Source organism: Piscibacillus sp. B03, from assembly GCF_052246295.1.
Classification (GTDB): domain Bacteria; phylum Bacillota; class Bacilli; order Bacillales; family Alkalibacillaceae; genus Piscibacillus.
Window position 1 is genome coordinate 78,299 of sequence record NZ_JBQQCO010000006.1, and the last position, 22,299, is coordinate 100,597.

22 protein-coding genes are annotated in these 22,299 nt (G+C 38.4%); 2 read left to right on the forward strand and 20 right to left on the reverse strand.

Translation table 11 applies throughout. The annotated features are described in order from the left end of the window. Positions 1 to 146: 146 nt before the first annotated feature. The 13 genes from ACTWQB_RS05945 to ACTWQB_RS06005 form a co-directional block, all read right to left on the reverse strand. Complete coding sequence (locus tag ACTWQB_RS05945; RefSeq protein WP_443138267.1) at positions 147 to 3,131, reverse strand: S8 family serine peptidase; 2,985 nt, start codon at positions 3,129 to 3,131, stop codon at positions 147 to 149. Between the two features lie 248 nt (positions 3,132 to 3,379). Continuing rightward, positions 3,380 to 4,483 (reverse strand): ABC transporter substrate-binding protein, encoded by a 1,104-nt coding sequence (locus tag ACTWQB_RS05950; RefSeq protein ID WP_443138268.1) that lies wholly within the window; start codon positions 4,481 to 4,483, stop codon positions 3,380 to 3,382. Between the two features lie 271 nt (positions 4,484 to 4,754). Beyond that, on the reverse strand, positions 4,755 to 5,822 hold the full coding sequence (locus tag ACTWQB_RS05955) for a phosphotransferase family protein (protein WP_443138269.1): 1,068 nt from the start codon (positions 5,820 to 5,822) through the stop codon (positions 4,755 to 4,757). A gap of 18 nt (positions 5,823 to 5,840) precedes the next feature. Continuing rightward, positions 5,841 to 7,010 carry a thiolase family protein gene (locus tag ACTWQB_RS05960; RefSeq protein ID WP_443138270.1) on the reverse strand — a complete coding sequence of 390 codons (1,170 nt, stop codon included), beginning with the start codon at positions 7,008 to 7,010 and terminating at the stop codon, positions 5,841 to 5,843. 18 nt (positions 7,011 to 7,028) lie between these two features. Then, positions 7,029 to 7,802: an SDR family oxidoreductase gene (locus tag ACTWQB_RS05965; protein WP_443138271.1), complete on the reverse strand. Its 774-nt coding sequence runs from the start codon at positions 7,800 to 7,802 to the stop codon at positions 7,029 to 7,031. Continuing rightward, on the reverse strand, positions 7,792 to 9,021 hold the full coding sequence (locus tag ACTWQB_RS05970) for an acyl-CoA dehydrogenase (RefSeq protein WP_443138272.1): 1,230 nt from the start codon (positions 9,019 to 9,021) through the stop codon (positions 7,792 to 7,794). Before ACTWQB_RS05970 ends, ACTWQB_RS05965 begins: the two co-directional genes overlap by 11 nt. A gap of 213 nt (positions 9,022 to 9,234) precedes the next feature. Next, the gene (locus ACTWQB_RS05975; protein WP_443138273.1) at positions 9,235 to 10,209 is read right to left on the reverse strand and encodes a quinone oxidoreductase family protein; all 975 of its coding nucleotides are present in this window, start codon (positions 10,207 to 10,209) and stop codon (positions 9,235 to 9,237) included. A gap of 57 nt (positions 10,210 to 10,266) precedes the next feature. Then, positions 10,267 to 10,830, reverse strand: a complete 564-nt coding sequence (locus ACTWQB_RS05980) for a TetR/AcrR family transcriptional regulator (RefSeq protein ID WP_443138274.1) — start codon at positions 10,828 to 10,830, stop codon at positions 10,267 to 10,269. 68 nt (positions 10,831 to 10,898) lie between these two features. Then, positions 10,899 to 12,062, reverse strand: coding sequence for an acyl-CoA dehydrogenase family protein (locus ACTWQB_RS05985; RefSeq protein ID WP_443138275.1), 1,164 nt, complete (start codon positions 12,060 to 12,062; stop codon positions 10,899 to 10,901). 59 nt (positions 12,063 to 12,121) lie between these two features. Next, positions 12,122 to 12,526: a MaoC/PaaZ C-terminal domain-containing protein gene (locus ACTWQB_RS05990; protein WP_443138276.1), complete on the reverse strand. Its 405-nt coding sequence runs from the start codon at positions 12,524 to 12,526 to the stop codon at positions 12,122 to 12,124. Next, complete coding sequence (locus ACTWQB_RS05995) at positions 12,523 to 12,972, reverse strand: FAS1-like dehydratase domain-containing protein (RefSeq protein WP_443138277.1); 450 nt, start codon at positions 12,970 to 12,972, stop codon at positions 12,523 to 12,525. The genes ACTWQB_RS05990 and ACTWQB_RS05995 overlap by 4 nt, the downstream gene beginning before the upstream one ends. A 15-nt stretch (positions 12,973 to 12,987) precedes the next feature. After that, the gene (locus ACTWQB_RS06000; protein WP_443138278.1) at positions 12,988 to 13,749 is read right to left on the reverse strand and encodes a beta-ketoacyl-ACP reductase; all 762 of its coding nucleotides are present in this window, start codon (positions 13,747 to 13,749) and stop codon (positions 12,988 to 12,990) included. Positions 13,750 to 13,839: 90 nt separating this feature from the next. Then, a complete protein-coding gene (locus tag ACTWQB_RS06005) occupies positions 13,840 to 15,042 on the reverse strand; it encodes an iron-containing alcohol dehydrogenase family protein (protein WP_443138279.1) in 1,203 nt (400 codons plus the stop codon). Between the two features lie 186 nt (positions 15,043 to 15,228). Here ACTWQB_RS06005 and ACTWQB_RS06010 point away from each other — a divergent pair, with 186 nt between their 5' ends. Continuing rightward, entirely contained in the window at positions 15,229 to 15,750 is a 522-nt protein-coding gene (locus ACTWQB_RS06010; protein ID WP_443138280.1) for a metal-dependent hydrolase, read from the forward strand. On the opposite strand, the gene ACTWQB_RS06015 is transcribed toward ACTWQB_RS06010, so the two are convergent. The 7 genes from ACTWQB_RS06015 to ACTWQB_RS06045 all read right to left on the reverse strand — a co-directional run bounded on the left by ACTWQB_RS06015 (position 15,747) and on the right by ACTWQB_RS06045 (position 20,836). Then, positions 15,747 to 16,427, reverse strand: a complete 681-nt coding sequence (locus ACTWQB_RS06015; RefSeq protein WP_443138281.1) for an RluA family pseudouridine synthase — start codon at positions 16,425 to 16,427, stop codon at positions 15,747 to 15,749. The two genes, ACTWQB_RS06010 and ACTWQB_RS06015, sit on opposite strands and share 4 nt — an antisense overlap. Before the next feature lie 112 nt (positions 16,428 to 16,539). Then, on the reverse strand, positions 16,540 to 16,785 hold the full coding sequence (locus tag ACTWQB_RS06020; protein WP_443138282.1) for a YkuS family protein: 246 nt from the start codon (positions 16,783 to 16,785) through the stop codon (positions 16,540 to 16,542). A gap of 67 nt (positions 16,786 to 16,852) precedes the next feature. Next, on the reverse strand, positions 16,853 to 17,806 hold the full coding sequence (locus tag ACTWQB_RS06025) for a P1 family peptidase (protein ID WP_443138283.1): 954 nt from the start codon (positions 17,804 to 17,806) through the stop codon (positions 16,853 to 16,855). A gap of 40 nt (positions 17,807 to 17,846) precedes the next feature. Further along, on the reverse strand, positions 17,847 to 18,068 hold the full coding sequence (locus ACTWQB_RS06030) for a hypothetical protein (protein WP_443138284.1): 222 nt from the start codon (positions 18,066 to 18,068) through the stop codon (positions 17,847 to 17,849). A 108-nt stretch (positions 18,069 to 18,176) separates the two neighbouring features. Further along, on the reverse strand, positions 18,177 to 19,124 hold the full coding sequence (locus tag ACTWQB_RS06035) for an alpha/beta hydrolase (protein WP_443138285.1): 948 nt from the start codon (positions 19,122 to 19,124) through the stop codon (positions 18,177 to 18,179). A 267-nt stretch (positions 19,125 to 19,391) separates the two neighbouring features. Next, positions 19,392 to 20,516, reverse strand: coding sequence for an MBL fold metallo-hydrolase (locus ACTWQB_RS06040; protein WP_443138286.1), 1,125 nt, complete (start codon positions 20,514 to 20,516; stop codon positions 19,392 to 19,394). 14 nt (positions 20,517 to 20,530) lie between these two features. Next, positions 20,531 to 20,836 (reverse strand): rhodanese-like domain-containing protein, encoded by a 306-nt coding sequence (locus ACTWQB_RS06045; RefSeq protein ID WP_443138287.1) that lies wholly within the window; start codon positions 20,834 to 20,836, stop codon positions 20,531 to 20,533. 279 nt (positions 20,837 to 21,115) lie between these two features. On the opposite strand from ACTWQB_RS06045, the gene ACTWQB_RS06050 reads away from it, so the two are divergent. Then, complete coding sequence (locus ACTWQB_RS06050; RefSeq protein ID WP_443138288.1) at positions 21,116 to 22,291, forward strand: hypothetical protein; 1,176 nt, start codon at positions 21,116 to 21,118, stop codon at positions 22,289 to 22,291. Positions 22,292 to 22,299 lie beyond the last annotated feature (8 nt).

Consider the following 22,299-nt stretch of genomic DNA (forward strand, 5'->3'; position numbering starts at 1 on the left):
GCAGTTGCTCCTTTATGTTTGAGTAAATCTAGTTTAACAAAATTTCTATTTCCACCCCAAACGATATTATAATAATAAAAATACCACAAACGTTATAATTTCACTCTAACATTTGGGGTGCAGTACCGAATTGACGGATATTGTTATTATGGTCTCCCTTTACCTTTATCGTTACCTTTCCCTTTAATATCTAAGATCTTGTACGGTTGTTCAGCGTTACTTAACATTAATACCTTGCCTTGTTCATGGGCTGTGAAAGCTACATCTAGTTTACTACGTGCTGGTAGTTCTACCGTGTTGGTTTCTAATTCGACTGGTTCTTGATTAGAGTTATAATTAATCCATCCACCATCATTAAAATCTAGATTATCTGTGAGAACATCAAAGCTTACTACTTGATACTGGAAATCACCATCAATTCCAGCCATTTCATTTACAACAGGTAAGCTCATGTAGTTATCGTTATAGGAGCCACCTAAATTGATATAGAATAATGGTGTTAAAGCACCTGTTTCTAAATCGTATAGCACAGATACTTGATCTCCAGTAGGATCGACACCTGATAACGTTCCTAAATCTATATTAAACAATATACTATCTTCTACACCATCCATATCATTGTCAATATAAATATCATATTCGATCATATTTGGAGATTCCCAATTACTTTCACTAGAGACTAGAAATTCTGTAACTCCGCCTTGAGAACGAGCACCAACAGCCCTAACATCATAATGAGTACCCGTTTCTGTAGCGTCTTCCTCACCAAACATAAAGAAATTAACTTGTGTATCTAACCCGCCTTGGTTTCTAAGTTTTATTTCTTTATTATTTGAGTTAGCATGAATGTTGCTCATCTTTTCTACAACTGCTTGATATGGTACACGTAGAGTTTCACCGTTTGATTCTGTTAAAACCACGTAACCATCGAGTTCTTGTAGATCATCATCACCAACCTGACTAGCATCAATTGTAAAATCAACTTTTAACTTCGTGCTCTTTCCTGGTCTAACTGTTAAATTATCTTCTAAATTAACGTTCAGAGCACCAGACTGAGTGCCAAAACGATTCTCCCACGTTACAGTATAGTTTTTAGTTTTGTCACCTTTGTTCGTTATTGTAATTCGTTCATTCTTATGACGAGTCGATTCATCTTCCAAAGATAGGTACCCAAGAGAAATTGCTTGAGGGTATACAACACTAGTTGTTTCAGCTGCTTCAGTTACTTGTACACGTCCTGCACCTTGACGAGATAGTGGGTAAATATCACCTTCAATATCTACAATTGTTGTTGACGTATTCATCATAAGCGATTTGATTTCCTCAGCGTTCCAACCAGGACGAAGTTGCTTTAACAGCGCAGCAACTCCAGCGACGTGTGGTGCCGCCATTGAAGTACCACTCATTTGGGTGGCCCCGTCTCCAGAACCTACTGCTGCTGAACTAATTGAATAGCCTGGAGCTGAAATCTCTGGTTTAAATCCAATACTTCCTCTTCCTGGACCCTTTGAACTAAAGTCAGCAATGGTATCAGCTAGCTCAGGTTTTGCAACTTTAACTTCATCAGATAAAGTTACATTAACGCTTTCACCATTTTCTAAAGCTTCTTTTATGCTAGTTCCAGTTGTTTGATGAATCATGACACCTGGAAGTTCTACAGGGTCACCACCCATAACGATTGGGTCACCAGGACCGTTATTTACAACTATACCTGCTATTGCGCCGTTATCTAGTGCTTTTTGTAATTTCTCTGTAAAGTTACATTCTCCTCGGTCCATCATAGCAATTTTTCCACTAGGATCATCAAGATATTCGTCAATTTCACACCCTCTACCAACATAAACAACATCATTTGTGATGTCACCTGCTTCAGCTAGTGGAATTGTTATAGCTCCTTCTACAGCTTCATACAGTCCAGAAACTCCTTCTGGTGCGTTAACCTCTAGCCCGCCAACAACGATTCCATCATCAATAGAAGCTGCTACACTAATCGCTCTTTCTGCAACCGCAGGAGAACCAGTGATATATGGAACATCTCCAGAGTTACCTGCAGAAGCTACTACAATAATACCTGCTTCCACTGCTAAGTTTGCTGCTTGTGCTGAAGGATCATTCGGATGCCCATACGGTGAACCTAATGACATGTTGACAACATCAACATGGTCAGATAAATCACCATCACCATTCGGGTCCATAGCCATTTCTAACGCTTGCGCTGTAACGGCTGTAGAGCCACCTGCTCCAAATACTTTATAAGCATAAAGTTCTGCGCCTGGTGCTACACCTTGTCCCACTTTGCCATCTACCTCTAAACCAGCAACAGTCGCCCCTACATGTGTACCGTGACCATGTTCATCCAATGGGTCGGCATCCGGTTTTGGGATACGTTTTTCAGGGTCATCAGAACTAGCATCATAATCTGTCCCAACAAAGTCCCAGCCACCTACAACTTTAGCTGTAGGGAATGTCCCCTCTTCAACAACATCGGGGTCATTTGACTGATAAGCCTCTACAGTTCCTTCTCCACCGAATGAAGCGTGAGTATAATCTATTCCAGTATCAATAACGGCAACAGAGATACCATCACCTGTTACATTTACGCCATCAACAACCTTCTCCCATACTTCTGGTGCACCAATAAAAGGTACAGAAGTGTCATTGTGTAGTTCAACAGGTTTTACTGAATGAATTGCTGTTACCTCAGGCAAATTTGATAATTCTTTTAGATCGCCTCTTTCAATTTGTACATAAAGACCATTATATACTTTTTCGAAACTATCTATTACTTTACCATTCTTTTTAGCAATTAATGATTTGGCATTTTGTTTATTATTTTTAAGTCCTTTTGCATGATTCCTCTGAGACTGTTTACTCATCTTTATACCTTTTGCATTAGATTCTGTATATTTCTTTAGTACTGGTTCCCCTTCAAACTGAATGATTACTTCAATTGTCTCATCCATTTTTGCCCCTTTTGGTAATAAATCACTAGAAATTTTCTCTGCGAAAGACTCTGGTACTCTTTCAAATGATTCAGGTTGTGCATGGCTTGGTGAAGAAGTGGCTAATAACATAATGGCAGATAAACAAACCAATCCAACCTTTCTTGTTAATACTCTACCCTTTTTCATCTCGTAACCTCCCATAAAATTAACTAAATACTTTCAATTTAAATTTTCAACGAGTAGCAATACATTTCCTTTGAATATTTTTCAGAAAACTCAAAATAGATACTGTGACTCAGTTCTATATAACTATTGTTCTTAGTTTAATAGTTCTATAGAATTAAACTTCCGACAAAATCTTTGTATATATGACTCTCGTTTTTTTACAAAATAATACAGGTAACTTTTAATAGCTACCTGTAAAGTAAAGATTATTAATCAATTTCAACTGGTACAATCTCTCCATTTTCTACAACGGACATACTTTGTAATACATCAAAGTTACCTTCCTCCAAAATCCCAGGAATATCATAAACCATTTTATCTTCTGGAAGAGCTTCAATACCTTGTTGCATACTCTCACGAATAGCATGTGCGGCATCTACTGTTCCAGCTGCTTTCATTGCTTCAACTAAGATATAAGCAGAAATATAATGGAAACCAGCCTCAGATCCTGGGACCTTGTCATAGAGTTCTTGATAATTTTGTACAAACTCATCTGTCCCTGGGTAATCAGAGTGTTGTAGTGGCGTTACGCCGACACTACCTTCAAACGTCTCGTATGTTCCAGTGACTTCTTTCATTTCATCCAGCTTTGCCTGATCCATAATGATGAACCCACCTTCAAAACCAAGTTCACGTGCTTGTTGCGCAACTTTTACTGTTGGCTGTGATGGACCACCAATAAAGATAACATCTGGATCATTTTCAAGAGCATTAGTTAGTATCGTGAAAAAGTCCGTATCTTTTGCGAAGTCAATGGTTGAATTGAACACAACCTCGCCACCTTGTTCAGTCCAATGAGGTTCTAAATGCTCAGTCCAGTCTTTACCATATTGTGAGGACGTTGGTAATAGAGCTATTTTTGTCCCATGTGTCTCCATAGCGTATTCTGTGAATGGTTCAATATAACCATCATATCTAGGAGGAATTGCTACAGTTAAACTATTACCTTGTTGAGTTATGGCTGGTTCACTTGAATATGCCATGATTAAAAACTCTTCTTGCTCATTAAGAACTTGTTGAGCCATAATTCCACCGCTATGGGGTGTAAAAACAACTGATACATCATTTTCTTCCACTAAGCGTTGAGCATTGGAAGCTGCTTCGTTTGGTAAGTATTGATCATCAAGAGACACTAAATTAATAGTATAGTTTTGGCCGTCTACATCAAAACCACCAGCTTCATTAATCTCATCAACAGCCATCTCTAGGCCACTATACGTTGCCTCACCGTAATAGGCAGCAGGGCCACTTAGAGGAGTTGTTTTAATATGGTAAGCGAAGGTGACGACTCCTGGTCGGCTAATAGCAGTCATATCCTGTGCCCAACGCCGACACTAGAACGTCCAGTTCGTTGCGGGAACAGCACGAGCTGAAGAGCCACAGGCTGTGGGTTAGTTCGGCGTCGCAACAAATGCTACTTGCATGACGTCATTGTTTAGATTTGCGCCGAGTAATCGCAAGCGCACGACGTGGAACTTAGCCGAACATCCTAATCTTACCGAACGAGTCTCACGAGTTCGGAGAAGCTGAAACCGTGTCCGCGGAAAGCGTTCACCGAAAGCGAGCCATAATTAACAACGAACTTTAATACGATTTTCTATCAAGAGAATATAAGGCGTATTCGATTAAGTTCTCGACAAAATGGTTAAGTTTAGAAAACCTCGTGTCTTGTGTTTGACCTTTCTTCCATCGGTAATAAATTTGTTGGCAAATCACAGCTAGTTTAAAATAAGCAAACGTTTGATAGAAATTCATATTAGTTACATCCCGGCCACTCTTCTTTGCATAAGCCTCAATAAACTCATCACGTGACATAAACCCTGGACGTGTTGTGATTGGTTCATTACCTAAGCCTTTCTTTAATAACTCTGAATCAGTTGACTCTTGCCAATAACTCATGGCCACACCAAGGTCTGCCAATGGATCTCCAACTGTTGTCATTTCCCAGTCAAACAATCCCACCAATTTAGTTAAATCATTTTTCGCAAACATTGCATTATTTAACTTAAAATCATAATGAATCACTGTGGATTCCTTCGTATTAGGTATATTATTCGCCATCCACCTTGTAAGCTCATTGATCCCAGTGATATCATCTGTTTTAGAGCGCTCATAACGGTTAATCCACCCGTGTACTTGGCGTTCCATAAATCCTTCAGGTTTAGTCATGTTCTTTAATTTTGTTTTGGTATAATCGATATCGTGTAGTTGTACCAGTGTATCTACCATTGCTTCAGATATTTCTCGATTCTTTTCTTCAGATAACACGATCTCTTCAGGCATGTTTGAATCTAGCACAACTCCTCTTTTTCGTTCCATGACAAAGAATGGTTTACCTTCTTTCTCATTCTGATAAAAAAAGTAAGGTTTAGGAGCTGCAGGAAAATGCGGATTAATCTCTTTTAAAATCTTATACTCTCGTTCCATATCATGGGCTTTTGGTGCAACTGGACCATGTGGAGGTCTCCTTAGAACCGCTTCCCAATCTCCAATTCTTAATTGATAGGTTAAGTTAGAACTTCCTAAAAAGAACTGTTCAATTTCTAGTGGGTCATCACTTAGTCCACTAACATGTTGGCGTATTAAGTTTTCGATAAATTCAAGATCTAATTCTTCTCCTTGTCTGACTGGAATTGTATCTTTCGGACTCATTCAAAACCCTCCAATACTTTAAACCACTTCTATAATGGTTGCGATTCCTTGGCCACCACCGATACACGCTGTAATTAGTGCTGTTGATTTTCCAGTGCGACGTAATTCATAGATTGCTTTAATAGCCAATATAGCTCCTGTTGCTCCTAGTGGATGTCCGTGCGCAATTGCTCCTCCATTAACATTTACTTTATTTAAATCCATCTCCAATTCACGATTACAAGCTAGCACTTGTGAAGCAAAAGCTTCATTTATTTCAATCAAGTCTAGATCGTTTAGTGACATACTCGTCTTTTCTAATACCTTCTTGGTTGCTGGCACTGGACCAATTCCCATTATATTGGGATCTACCCCTGCTACAGCACTCTCTCTGACTACTGCAAGAGGCTCTAATCCTAATTCATCAGCTTTTTCTCTAGACATCAACACTAGAGCTGCTGCAGCGTCATTCAATCCTGAACTATTGCCGGCTGTAACAGAACCAGCCATTAGAAAAGCCGGTGGTAATTTACTTAGTGCTTCCATTGTCGTCTGAGGCCTAGGATGTTCATCTTGGTCAAAAATAATTGGTTCACTTCTTTTTACCGGAACTTCAATCGGTACAATTTGTTCATCAAATCGACCTTCTTCCATCGCTTGTGCCATTCTTTTTTGACTTTCTAATGCAAATTGATCTTGTTCTTCACGACTGATCTTATACTGTTTAACAAGATTCTCTGCTGTGATGCCCATTGGCGGATCACCAATCTCAGTCGGTGACAATTGTGACTTTCGAAACTGTGGAGGGACTGGACTAAACGCTTTTGTCGGTCGATCCATTAAATATGGAGCGCGACTCATACTTTCGACTCCACCCGCAATATAAACCTCACCTGTTCCAGCTTTAATGGCTTGCGCTGCTAGATTGATAGCATTAACACCTGACCCACATTGACGATCAACCGTAAGTCCAGGTAATTCTACAGATAAACCTGTCTCAAGAGCTGTTAATCTAGCAATATTTCCTCCACCACTAAGCACGTTGCCCATAATCACATCGTCTATTAAATTGACATCGAGATTAATTCGGTTAATAGCCTCTTTGAACACTCCGGCTCCAAACTTGTGGGCAGGCAATGGTGCTAGAGTACCTCCTGCACGTCCGATTGCAGACCGAACAGCAGAGACAATTACCACTTCTCTGGCCATAACTAAACCTCCTATTAATTACATAGCGTGGCTTCCACCATCAACTTCAATTACATCGCCAGTTACAAAGTTTGAGGCATCAGATGCCAGAAACAATGCAACACCTTTTAAATCACTATCCGACCCAAACTTTCTAAGTGGGGTACCTTTTAAGAATTCATCTCCCCCTTGTTCTAATAAGATCTTCGACATTTTTGTCGGGAAAAATCCAGGAGCAATCGCATTAACATGAATACCATGAGGCCCCCATTTTACAGCTAAGTCCCTAGTAAAAGAAATGACCGCACCTTTACTAGAGTTATAGCCGATTGTATCCATGAGCTCAGGGTTAGACCCTTTTAAACCAGCTATTGAAGATATATTAATTATTTTTCCTTGTTTTTGTTTCAGCATGACTTTACCAACAGCTTGAGACATTAGAAATGTGCCAGTTGCATTAACATTGAACACTTTATTCCAAGCTTCAAGTGGCATGTCAACTACTGGCGCTCCCCAAGTTGCTCCACTGTTATTGACTAGAATATCTATTTTGCCAAAAACATCGAGAGTGCGATCGACTACATTTTGTATATCTTCTGGTTTTGTCACATCGCATTGAACTGCAATTGAACGCACACCTTTATCAAGTAATTGTTGGCTTACTTCTTTACAAGCTTCGAGTTTTCTAGAACAGACAACGACATTGGCTCCCGCTTCTGCAAAGCCTTCTGCAATCTGTTGTCCTAAACCTCTTCCACCACCTGTTACGATTGCAACTTTATCTGTTAAATCAAATAAATCTTTAACGTGCATGAGTTAGACTCCTTTCTTGATACTTCTTAAGCTCTTGTCTCGCAATAGTACGACGATGAACTTCATCTGGCCCATCTGCAATACGTAGCGTTCTAATCGAAGCGTAGCTAGATGCTAGTGGGAAATCTTCGCTCACCCCAGCAGCCCCTAACACTTGAATTGCTTTATCAATCACTTTGAGTGCCATATTTGGAGCAACCACTTTAATCATGGCAATCTCAGTTTTCGCTTCCTTATTTCCAACCGTATCCATCATATAAGCCGCTTTTAACGTTAATAATCTTGCTTGCTCTATTTCAATTCTTGAATCTGCAATCCACTCTTGAATAACGCCTTGGTCTTTTAATGGTTTGCCAAATGTCTCACGTTCATGGATGCGCTTACAAAAAATGTTTAGTGCTCGTTCTGCCGCTCCAATGGTTCTCATACAGTGATGAATTCTACCCGGGCCTAGTCGTCCCTGTGCAATCGCGAAACCTTTTCCTTCTTCCCACAAAATATTTGATGCTGGTACTATCACATTATTAAACTCTATTTCTGCATGGCCATGCGGGGCGTGGTCATACCCAAACACTGGTAACATTCGTTTAATTTCTACCCCGGGTGTATCAAGAGGCACTATAATCATTGATTGTTGCTCATATTTCTGAGCATCTGGATCAGATTTACCCATAAAGATGGCAAACTTACATCTTGGATCTCCAGCACCAGAAGACCACCATTTACGTCCATTAATCACAACCTCATCACCATCACGTACAATACTACCTCTAATGTTTGTAGCATCAGATGAGGCGATATCAGGTTCAGTCATAGAAAAGCATGATCTTATTTGACCGTTTAACAATGGTTCCAACCACTTTTTCTTTTGTTCTTCGGTGCCATAACGTTCTAAGATTTCCATATTCCCGGTATCTGGGGCAGAACAGTTAAAGACCTCAGGGGCAATACTAGACCGTCCCATAATTTCACATAATGGCGCATATTCAAGGTTAGACAATCCCGCTCCATATTCACTATCCGGTAAAAATAAATTCCATAATCCTTCTTGTTTGGCTTTTTCCTTCAGTTCCTCTAAAATGGGAGGGTTCTCCCACCTTGATTCTTGAGAAGCTAATTGTTCAGCGAAAACTTTTTCATTAGGATAAATATGCTCATCCATAAATCTTTCAAGCTTAGCTTGTAATTCTTTGACCTGATCTGTGTAATCAAAATTCATCGCTAAGACTCCTTTATAAATTTTATTAACCGACCGGTTAGTATATTAATTTTATAATAATAAAAACATTCAGTCTATTCAAGGCGTATTTTTAACATGTTTGACTTTTTCATAGTTAGTATGTGTTTAAAGCAATCGCAGACGTTAGGAAATAAAACTATTCATATCCTTAAATCCTTGCCTGCGGAAAGCTTAGCATGTTATTAAGAGAATTTAAGGTTTTAAAACTAGCTTGCCTTTTGTTTGACGTCCCTCTAACAATTCATGTACTTTTTGTGCCTCTGATAAATTGTAAACTCCACCAATGGATAACTTAACCTGCCCCGTTTGTAAGTATGTTAATAGTTCTTTTAAACTTTGTTGGAAGAGCTTTTGTTTACGCATAATCTGTGGTAAGAAAAAGCCAACGACTGATTGATTTTTCCCCATTAAATAGGATGGATAAAGCTTTGGTTGAACGCGACTCGCTACACCGTAGATGACGAGACGACCAAATGGCGCTAAGCACTTAAGAGTCTTTTTAAAGACGTCACCGCCGACCATTTCTAAGGCAACATCGACACCTTCACCATCTGTATGCTCAAGAACTTTTTGTTCCCAGCCTTCTTCGCTATAATTTACAAGATGAGTTGCCCCCATGCTTTTCGCGTGTTGTAATTTTTCTTCTGTACTAGCAGTTGCTATAATCTTACTCGCTCCAAATATTTTAGCTAACTGAACTGCAATCGTTCCCACTCCGCCTGCTGCTGCGTGAATGAGAACAGTCTCACCTTCTTCTAATCGCCCCATCGTTTTTAAAATATGATAGGCACTTAAACCTTGTAAAGGTAAAGCGACAGCGGTTTCAAAATCAACACCCTCAGGTATAGGAATCAATGTTTTCTCATGCGTTAACGCATACTCAGCATATCCTTTAGATTCAATTAACGTTACAACTCGATCACCTTTATTAAAGTTCTCCACCTGATGACCAACATCTGATACGATACCAGCAACCTCAGCACCAGGTATGAATGGTAATGTTGTCTCCACGACATACTCACCTTCACGACGTGCGGTATCAGCGTAGTTTACACCAACTGCTTTAACCTCAATGACTACTTCCCGCCCTGATGGTTCGGGTTTTTCTAAATCAACATATTCGAGAACTTCTGGACCACCAAACTCTTTAAACTGAACAGCTTTCATGATTTACCCTCCTAGATTCTAACTAGTTAGTATGTTTCAGTTAAACGTCTACTCACCTTAATTAAGTAGACCTTTTAAGACAAACTCCACATAACCATCTGCTAATTCATCTTCTTTAATTGGGCCTGACGGATCATACCAGAAATAGCTCCAATTTGTAATTCCTAAAATAGCATATGAAAGTATGTCTGGTCTTACATGGCCTTGAAATTGACCGTGTTCAATTCCTTCTTTGATTAAACTTTCAAGGTTTTTTCGAAATTGATGACGTTTTGGTGATATTCTTTCTAGTTGCTTTTCACTAATATGGCGCATTTCGCGGAAGAAGATTCTCGCACTTTGTCCGCTATTTTTAATCTCATAAGTGAGTACTTTAATAATTCGATCGAGTTTTTCTTTGTAGTCTAATTTTTCATCATTAAGTACTTCTTCTTGTTTATTTAAGATATTACTAATGAATTCATAATGAATCATTGCTAGAACCTCTTCTTTACTAGTAAAGTAATAATAGAAAGTCCCTTTTGTTACTCCAATTTCATTCACAATATCTTGTACAGAGGTTTCTGTAAAACCTTTTTTACCAAATAATTGAATACTTGTTTGCATAATCTTTTCTTTCAATACTAAAGCCCCCATAACATTGCGATTTTAGTATGATTATAACATTTCTAACCATTTTATTGGGGTCTTTAAATAAATTGTCCGACTTTTACGTGTCCTTTTAAAAGATTACGAGAGATAATCAAACGTTGAATCTCATCTGTTCCATCATAAATTCTCCAAAGCCTCGCCTCACGGTACCAACGTTCAATAGGTAATTCACGTGTATAACCCATCCCACCATGAATTTGTAATACACGGTCAACCACGTTATTCCCCATATTTGAACCATAAAGCTTAGCCATAGAAGCTAAGTGACGGTTATCTTCTCCTGCATCTAATGTATAAGCAGCATTGAGTACTAACCATTTAGCTGCTTCAATTTCGACCGCCGAATCTGCGATTTGCCATTGAATAGCTTGTCGGTCAGCTATTGGTTTTCCAAAAGTTTCACGTTCCTTAGAATAATCGATAGCCATCTGTAATAAACGTTCTGCAGCTCCTACTGCTCTAGCACCTACAACCCACCTCGCAAATCCAATCCACTCGAGTCCTAATTTATAACCACCATTAACTTCACCTAGTATATTTTCTTCAGGAACCCTTACGTTATCAAAGAATAACGAAGCTGGCCCCCATTCACCCATTGTATGAATGTACTCTGACTCCCAACCCATGTCACGATCTACGATGAAACACGTTACACCCTCAGGACCTTTATCTTTATCAGTAACCGCAATAACCATGACAAAGTCTGCTTCATTTCCACCAGTGATAAACGTCTTCTCACCGTTTAACACCCACTCATTGCCATCCTTCACAGCTGTCATTTTAATATTACGTGTATCAGACCCTGCTCCTGGCTCTGTCATTGCAAAGCAAGATTTTTTGTCACCATTGATTGTTGGGATAAGGTATTTTTCTTTTTGTTCTTCGTTTCCGTAGTACAAAATATTATCAGCAGAGCCACCGAAAAAGAACGGTACGAATGTTTTAGAGATTTCCATAAATACAATGGCCATCATCATTTGACCTAGATCTACACCACCATATTCTTCTGGAGTATTAATTCCCCAGAACCCTGCTTCTTTAGCTTTTAGTTGAAGCTCTTTTAATTTTTCGTTCGAAATACTCGGTCGACCTTCGCGCTCATTTTTCAACACGTCATTCTCTAAAGGAATAAGCTCTTTTTCCACAAATTTCCGTATCGTTTGTTGAACCATTTTTTGTTCTTCAGTTAGTCGTAAATGCATTTTATCACTCCTCAATATATTTTACTGACCGGTTAGTATGTTCATTCCAAAAAAATAGTTTAGTCCCATAACCTAAAACTTATCTGGCCTTGAATCACCTTTTGACCATTCTGCTTAGAAGCGTTCACATCAAAGATCAATTGCGTTCCATCACGATCAACCAGCTTACCATTTAAAGATATTACATCGTTTAAAAATACCATTCCAGTAAACCGAACACGATAATCTTCAATGTATCCTTCTTCTATATAATGTGAAAACAAACGTGATAAGTTACCCATTGTCCACATTCCATGGGCAATTATACCAGGAAGCCCAGCCCTTTCTGCCTCAGTATCAATCGTATGGATTGGATTGTAGTCATCAGAAGCGCCTGCATATTTAATAAGCTCTAAACGATTAACAGGTTCAAGTTCTATTGATTCTAGTTCATCACTGATTCTTAATAAATTTAATGTACTCAATAGCTTAACTCCTTTCTGACCGTTTCCGTCAAGATTACGACGCGTACACACTCAAAAATAGTCTCACCATGCTCGTCTTCACCGTAATCCGTAAATGTTAACATTCCTAGCGTGCCGCTTTTTGCTTCTTTTTCAGTATAATTCGTCACTACTCGATAACAGTGCACAACATCTCCGACTGTTAATGGACGATAATAGTGAAAGCTTTGTTCTCCATGGATTAGCCCTGCACTTGGTAATTTCATTCCGTCAATCTCTCCGTAATTTAATGTTACGGGATAAGTCGCCGGAACGAATAATTTTCCAAACTTTGAATTCTTAGCGTAATCCTCATCCACATACATTGGGTGCGTTTCACCAATTGCCTTTGCAAACTTAATCGCTGCACCTTTCTCGATCACATTTATTACTTTATTTGATTTTTCACCAATAAAATTGTGTAACACATTCATCCCCCTCTATTAATCTTTTGGACCACCAGCAACGTAGATGACCTGACCATTAACAAAAGATGAAGCTTCATCAGCATAGAATGCAACAGCATTTGCAATATCCTCTGGTTTACCACTACGCCCTACTGGAATTTGGCTTACACTATGCTCAACTAATTGTTCAAAAGTAATTCCGATTCTCTCAGCTGTCGCTTTTGTCATGTCCGTCTCAATAAACCCAGGAGCTACTGCATTGGTTGTAATACCGTATTTACCCAGCTCAATGGCTAATGTTTTAGTAAACCCTTGTAGCCCTGCTTTGGCAGTTGAATAATTGGCCTGTCCTCTATTACCTAGTGCAGAAGTGGATGAAATATTAATGATGCGGCCATACTTTTGTTCAACCATATATTTCTGCACGGCACGTGAACAGTTGAATGCTCCTTTTAAATGGACATCCATAACCATACTCCAGTCATCACTACTCATCTTAAATAACAAGTTATCACGAATGACACCTGCATTGTTTACTAAAATGTCAACGCTTCCAAATTGGTTCACAAGTCCTTCAACTGCTTGTTCAACTTGATCGTACTCAGTCACACTCGCTACTTTCGTGAACACTTCATAACCTTTACTTGTGAAATCTTTTTGTGCTTCAGCTAGGGCTTCTTCGTTCACATCAATAATTCCAACTTTAGCCCCTTCTTCTAAAAATTTTTTTGCTATTCCTTTCCCGATGCCTCTACTACCACCTGTAACTAGGGCTACCTTACTCTCAAATCTGCCCATCCTCATATCCCTCCTAGTCTGTTTTTACAAATTCATTATATGATAATTAATCTGAAATTTACAACTTTTCAAAATATATTTAAGATGTGTTTATCTACTAGAATGTGCGACAGCATGGCTTTTTAACTGAGGTAAAAGTTTTTTATAAATTTGTTCAACATCTTCCTTTTCAACCTTCCTTGGATTTAAAGGAATCGTTAACTGATCTTGCATCGCATCATTAACTAGCTTTTCAAGTTGATCTAGCGTCACTTCTTTTAAATAACTAAAATCTTTTGGAAGATCTAATTGATTATTAAATTTTTCGATTGAATCGACAATCGTAAATGCTGCAGTTTCATCATCTAAGTTTATAAGATTAGAATTTAATATTCGTGCTATGTCAGCGTATTTCTTCACATTAGAGATTACATTGTATTCTGTGACTTTTGGTAGAATGATAGCATTTGCTAAACCATGAGGTACCTGAAATAATGCAGAGATTGGATGTGAACAGGCATGGACCAAACCTAACCCAGCTGCATTAAAAGCTACACCTGCCATGGTACTTGCAATTTGAACTTGTGCTCGGGAATCACTATTAAAGGCGTGAGCATAGCTAGCTGGAAGATGTTCCTTTAACATTTTCATAGATTGTAAAGCAAGACTATCTGTAAAAGGGGTAGCATTAATTGAAGTATAGGCTTCAATTGCGTGCACGAATGCATCCATGCCGGTTGTGGCAACTATATGACGGGGTAAAGTAGCCGTTAATATTGGGTCAATAATGGCTACATCAGGGCCAATTAGCGGAGAAGCTAATACCAACTTTCGTTCTTGTTGTTCATCTGTTACGACTGCAACGGAAGTCACTTCAGATCCTGTTCCAGCTGTAGTCGGCACACAAACTAAAAATGGCAATGAATGTTTAATAGGTTTCTGGTCAACAACATAGTCTAGTACATCACCACCGTGACTCACGACCACTCCTACAGCTTTGGCAAAATCCATAGGACTGCCTCCCCCTATAGCCAGTATAAAGTCACAATTTGCCTCTTGATATTCAAGCGCTCCTTTCCTGACTGAACTCGCTTTAGGGTTTGGTGATACATCTGAAAAAATATGAACAGAGATACCTTGGTCATGTAGTAATTGTTCTATTCGTTCGATTATTCCTGTTTGGACAAGGCCTGGGTCAGTTGCCAAAAACGCACTTCTTTTGTTTTGACGTTTAAGTTCTTTTAATAAAAACGGGTCAAGCTTATGCTCTCCATACAGAATTCTAGTTGAGTTAGAAAAATTGAATGAAATCAATAGTTTACCTCCTTTCTTGAAAATCAAATAACTCAATTACTTAAAAATATGTTAAGTCTAACCTGTAGATCTGTCAATATGAATTCAGAATTTTTAGTTAATAATTGTTCATTTTACTCTTTCATATTTATGGTAAAATATTGCTTACAGTCCTTTTAAAAACAACAAGATTTTAGGTGAATCAACTTGGAAGCAAAAACACATATGATTACTTCACTAACAGTTGCAGCAGGTGTATCAACATACTTAGAGGTCCCTTTTTCTGCTGGTTACTTTGCAGGTGTGTTGATTGGGAGTGTACTACCAGACATCGATAAAAAAGACTCCTTCATCGGTCAACGATCTTTAGGAGTCTCACATTTAATCCAAATGCTCTTTGGCCATCGCGGATTTACTCATTCAGTATTCTGTTGGATTCTCATTACCATTCTATGTTTAAACTATCCTTCACCATTTACATACGGTCTATCCATTGGGTACATTGGGCATATATTAGGAGATTTCTTTTCAAATAGAGGTGTTCCGATCTTCTATCCTATTATAAAGAAACCTTTTAATCCTAGCTCAATATTAACTTATAAAACCGGCGGAACTTCTGAAAGACTTATATTGATTGTTTCGGTTATTGTTTTTCTAGTTGTTATATTGAATGGTGATATGACAAGTGAATTGCTACAATCGTTCAAGCAACTAACACATTCACTTTAATATTTGTCACCCCATAAATGCCACGGGAAGTCCATTGGTGGATTTGAAACGACACGGACTTCCTTTTTTTTGGTTGGGTGTTCAATAGTGAGCACATGCGACCACAGGGCAATTTGTTGACCTGGTTTATTCACTTTTGCCCCATATTTTTGATCTCCATAAATCGGCCAACCACGTGATGACAGTTGAACTCGAATTTGATGTGGCCTTCCAGTATGTAAATCAATTTTAAGCAAGGTTAACCCTTTTTTCGCCCCAATTAATTCATAGTCTAAAATTGCTTTTTTAGCCTGTTTATTCTTATGTGATGTGACATGCACTTTATTTTCTTTTTTGTCTTTTAATAGAAAGTCCTTTAGTTGACCTTGTGAATCGTTTGGTCCGCCTCGGACAACGGTTAAATACTGCTTGTCAAACACATTTCGTCTGATTTGATCAGATAGTCTAGAAGCTGCTTTTGATGTTTTGGCAAATACCATAACACCCCCAACTGGTCGATCTAATCGATGAACTAACCCTAAATATACATTGCCCGGTTTGTTATCTCTTTCTTTTATAAACTCTTTAAGTATGGTTAATAGATCACGGTCTTGTGATTGGTCAGCTTGTACTGGAACATTGACTGGTTTTTCGACAAATAGTAGATGATTATCTTCGTATAGAATATTGATTTTCACACTTGTAACTCCTTTTAACGGTTTGGTCATAGAATAACATATATTTCTCATGACATCTTTTTCATTTCTATAAAACAAAATCCCCTCACAGTTAGTAAGGGGAATATGTGAGTTACTTACGTTGAACTCGTTCATTTACTTCATCAAGAACTTCCTGTGCTGTCATTCCATCACAGTTAATAATGGATGCATCTGATGTTGCTTCACTCATACCCATAACATTTTGATCTTGCCCAGAAATACAGCAACAATCGCAACCAGCTGCATTATCACCTTCAAGTGTGACAACATCATGTCCATTTTGCTGTAGTAATTCTTTTACATCAGTTAATGTATCTTCTACTGCAACTCTCGCCATTCACTTCACCTCCATTTTCCAAGACTTATTCTGTACAGTCTTGGGAAAATTATGCAAGTGAGTGATATTATTCAAAAGCTTTAATCCCTTGTGTGGTTTCAGCCCGTTTGACAGCTCTTATAATTGCTTTTTCTAATGCTTGTGTTGCAAGTGATCCAATGAGATCTAAAGAGTATTGACGATCACCATTTGCTAGAGTGAAAATTGTATCACCATCAAACATTGTATGAGCTGGAAAGATTGTTCTCCCAATAGCATTATGCGCCATTTGAGAAACTTTAGTAGCTTCTGATTTTGAAAGTTTAGCGTTAACGGCAATTACTCCAATCGTCGTATTTTGACCTACTCGCCCAAACGATTCCACTTGGGTCATCATAAACTCTTCGCTGTCAACTAGCTCACCCGTCTCCGGATGAATAGCGCTTGCTATAACATTTCCAGTCTTCGGCTCTCGAATCTCCCCTAATGAATTAACTGCCACAACCGCTCCAACTGTTAATCCATTTTCTAGTGTAATGGCAGAACTCCCCAAGCCACCTTTCATGCAATGTTCGAACCCCATAATTTTTCCTACTGTTGCTCCACAACCTGCTCCAACATTTCCTTGTCTAAATATCCCTCTTGCTGCTTTTTGTGCGGCTTCATAACCCATTTCTGCATTAGGCCGAACATTTGGGTCTCCCACAGCTAAATCAAACAAGATGGCTGAAGGTACAATCGGAACTTTCGCAACACCAACATCCAGTCCAATTCCTTTTTCTTCTAAAAATTTCATCACACCACTTGAAGTATCTAACCCAAATGCACTTCCACCCGACAAACAAATGGCATGCACTTCATTTACCATATTTACTGGGTTAAGCAAGTCTGTTTCACGTGTGCCTGGTGCTGCTCCTCGAACATCCACACCAGCAACTGCCCCTTCCTCTGTCAAAATAACCGTACACCCTGTTAATGCCTTCTGGTCTTCAATATGGCCAACCTTGATACCTGAAACATCTGTAATATTATCAAAGCTCATTCAAGCACCTCCATGGTATTTGCACCTTGGTAATGCTTTTCTATGCCCGATCTGTTTTTCCCTTTTTATAAGGTAGGATTGATAACACGTTTATTTTCTTAAAACGCCTAACTGCTTGCTTTGTGTAACAATATGCTAAAAAAGATTCATCATCGATTTTCACAATCCGAACAACACGTTGGCTATAATCGCCTTGACGGTCTAAATAGATCATTTCAAGACGTTGTTTTTGATTCATGGCCCTTTGAAGGATGGAGTCCATCATAATCCCTCCATTAATAAGAACGTTTGTTCGTATTATACCACATTTTATAAGAATTAGACCTAAATGTGAAAAAAAGTGCCTAGCAATCGTTGCCAGGCACTATCCTTATTGTTCAACAACTTGATCATTGACTTCAGTTAAAAATTGATTAATTTTCTTAACCGTTTGCCTTATACGATCCTCAAAGAAAACGACATTCGTAAAATACCCATGAACCATACCTAATTCGAGCTTGGCATCCATTCTAACTCCCGCTTCTTTTAGCCTTCTAGCATAAGCCAATCCTTCATCACGAAGAACATCATTCTCAGCTACAATAACTATCGAGGATGGTAACCCACTTAAGTCTTCACACGTAAGTGGTGCAATATAAGGATTATAATAATCATCCTCGTCACGAACATAATGTTTTCCAAACCATTGCATAAAACCTCGGTCAAGCCCATAACCTTCTGCAAACTCTTCATATGAGGATGTGTCATAACTTAAGTTTGTAACTGGATAGACTAAGACTTGCGCTTTAACAGGTGGGCCTTCGCGATCCTTAGCCAGCATTGATACAGCAGTTGCTAAGTTCCCTCCAGCACTATCCCCGCCTACTGTAATATTCGTGACATCTCCATCAATCTCAATTGGGTTAGCATATACCCATTCAAGTACTTTATAACAATCTTCTAACGGAGTTGGATAACGGTACTCAGGTGCTAAACGGTAATCTACTGAAACAACAATGCGTTTTGTCTCATTTGTAAGAATCCGACATGTTGCATCAACTAATTCTAAGTCACCTAATACCCAGCCACCACCATGGTAATAAATAAATACAGGAAAAGGGCCTTGACCTTCTGGTTTATAAATTCTTACCGGAATCTCATATTCATCTTTTGCGGAAATTGTTCTGTTTTCTATTTCACTTACTTCTTCAAAGCCTTGCCCTACAACTGGCATTTGTTTAAAAAGAGATCTGACCTCGCTTGGCTCCATTGTTGATAGATCAGGCATATCTTGAAACATTTCTAAATAAACTTTGGCTTGTTCATTTAGGTTAGCCATAGACACCATCCTTTTACCAATTTTGTTTTATTATATTGGTATCTCACTTTGTTTAGAAGTTAAATTCTAGACTTATTGCCTATTGTTCAGATTGTGGCTGATTTATTTATGGGGAATTTTTTTAATTTATGGGGAAAAATTTAAATATATGGGGAAAAATTTTGTTTTATGGGGAAAAAATTAATTTTATAGGGAATTTTTCTGATTTATGGGGAAATCCATAAAAAAGTTATGACCAGCCATCAAAATGACTGGTCATACTTTATACTACCTTATCGCGCATCTGTTTGGACCGATTTCCATTTCACGTTGCTCTTCATCTTCTGGATTCTTTTGACCCATATTAGTCTGGCGGATATCGTTGTACGAGTTTGGTTGTGGTGGTAAATTATCTGTTACCGCAGTACGAAATTCTTCTTCGCTTTCGATATTTAAACCATGATTTTCTTTATACAGCTTACCTAACGTTTCAGACACACTACCATCATCATTCATTTCTTTAATACTCATATAGTGAGCTGGTAGGACTATTAAATCCTCAGATAACTTTTTATACCGTTCATATAACGTCTCTCTTAAGTCACCAACCCAATCTTCAGCTTTGCCGGCTAAGTCAGGACGCCCAATTGAATCGATAAATAAAATATCACCTGTTAATAGGTACTGATTATCTATGATAAAAGACGTACTTCCAATTGTGTGACCTGGAGAGTAGAAGGCTTTAATGGTCGTATCACCAACTTTAACTTCATCTCCATCTTCTATCGGCTGATACTCAAATTGGACGTCAGTTGCATCTTTCGGTGGCAAATAATAAGTTGCTCCATGCTCATTTGCTAAGTCTCTACCACCTGAAATATGGTCGGCATGTAAATGGGTGTCTAAAACAGATTTGATAGATAAACTATGTTCCTTTAGAAAATCATCATACTGATTGATCATACGATTAGTATCAATAACCGCTGCTTCACCATTCGATGCAATCAAATAAGATATGCAGCCTTTACCAATACGCAGAAATTGATAAATCGTTCCACCCGACACTTTACCAATTTTTATCGGTTCAAGGTGCTCACTATATGACGTCATTCCACCCTCAATAGAATAAACATTGTCATATCCGGATTCAGCAATTTGTTCTGCTACCATTCGGGATGAGTTTCCTTTAGCACAAATCACGTATATTGCTTGGTTTTTGGGGAGCTTATCTTTAATCGATTCAACATTATCATCTAAATCAGAAAATGGTTTATTATAAACTTCAACATTCTCACCTTCTACTTTCCAATCATCAAAATCTCCAGTCTTCCGTACATCCAGTATAAATAGTTGATCACCATTTAATATCTTTCGTGTCAATGTTTTTACTGATATATGTTGAACTTTTGACATTCTATCACCACCTTCTAGCGTTCAACTTTCCCTTCCCACTCAAGCATACCCCCAGGCATATTCTTCACCTTATACCCTTTGCTTTCTAAGAAATCCGTCGCCTTTCCACTTCTACCTCCAGAGCGACAAACCATGATATGTTCTTTGTTTTCGTCTATTTCATCTAAACGATCTGGTATTTCGCCTAAAGGAATATGTTTTGCTCCTGGGATTTTGCCTTGTGCAACTTCATCGTCTTCCCTCACATCAATAATGCTTAGCTCTTCATTATTTTCTAACTTTTCTTTGACTTCTAGAGGTTTTATCTCTTGATGTGACATAGCCCAAGCTCCTTTATATATTAATCACCTTTAATATGTCACAGTTGCGTTTGTTTATACGATGTTAGGTATCATTGTCAAAAAAATTTTACAGAGTTTGAAAGCGTTTTATTCATCTAATTGTGTAATCGTTTCCTTTGTGAATAAGACATCAAATAAAGCGATTACAAACATCTTTTATGATTATTTTGACTTGAATAAATAGTCAGAAATTAGGTATTTACATTGCTCTAACCCGGTGCTATAGTTTTTATTAAATATTCTTGGGAGGGATTAGGAATGACAGAATTACTAAACAATCCATTAATTGCAACGGTACTCATTTTTGCCTTAATTGCGTTTGGTGAATGGGTATCGATTGTAACAAAAGCAAGAGTTCCAATGTTATTAACAGCAATGGTGTGCTTCCTAATCCTGTCATGGACCGGTATCTTTCCGGAAGACATCATGGATCGCTCACAGTTTGCTGTATTAGGTTCAATATTAATTGGTCCTGCCATCGTTCATATGGGAACATTAATTCCGTTATCCATTCTTAAGAGTCAATACAAAGCCGTAATTATTGCACTAAGCGGGATTACTATTTCCGGAATATTGGTCTTATCTATTATTACTTTCGTATTTAGTTATGAAACAGCAATTGCAGGGATTGGCCCTATTAGTGGTGGGGTTGTAGCATTATTAATCACGCAAGAAAAATTAACCGAAATTGGTTTATCTACAATCGTTGTCATTCCTGCACTCATCGTAGCTTTCCAAGGTGTTCTAGGAATGCCACTTGCACTAAATTTCATGCGACGATATGCCAAGAAAATTATAAATGGGATTGATAATGGGACGTTTACGCCGATGAAAAGTGCTTCAATAGCTGAATCAATCGCTGGGCATAAAAAACAAGGCCCACTTAAATCAAGTACAACGATTAAATTATTCTTAGTTTTTGTTGTCGGTGCAGTTGGTGTTGTGCTCGGTGAACTAACTGGTATTCATTACAGCTTATGGTGTCTAGGTCTTGGAATTCTATCTGTAAAAGTCGGGTTACTTGAAAATGAATCTCTAAATCGAGCTAATTCTTTTACCTTAACAATGATTGGAATTATATTCGTCGTTATTGGAACGATGGCTGGTGTGACACCTCATCAAGTGTTAGATCACCTACCAGCTATTTTATCTATCTTGCTACTGGGAACATTAGGTATCGCATTGGGCGGTTATATCGGATCCAAATTAGTTAAATGGGACCCATACAAAGGGATGCCAGTTGCCTTAACAGCTTTATTTGGCTTTCCAGGAGATTACATCCTTTGTGAAGAAGTAAGTAGAAGTACAGCTCGTAATGAGAAAGAAGAGAAAATGATTTTTGATGAGTTATTAACCCCTATGTTAATTGGCGGATTCACAACAGTTACAGTTGCATCTGTTGTCATTACGGGTATTTTAATCCAAACACTATAGAGGAGGTT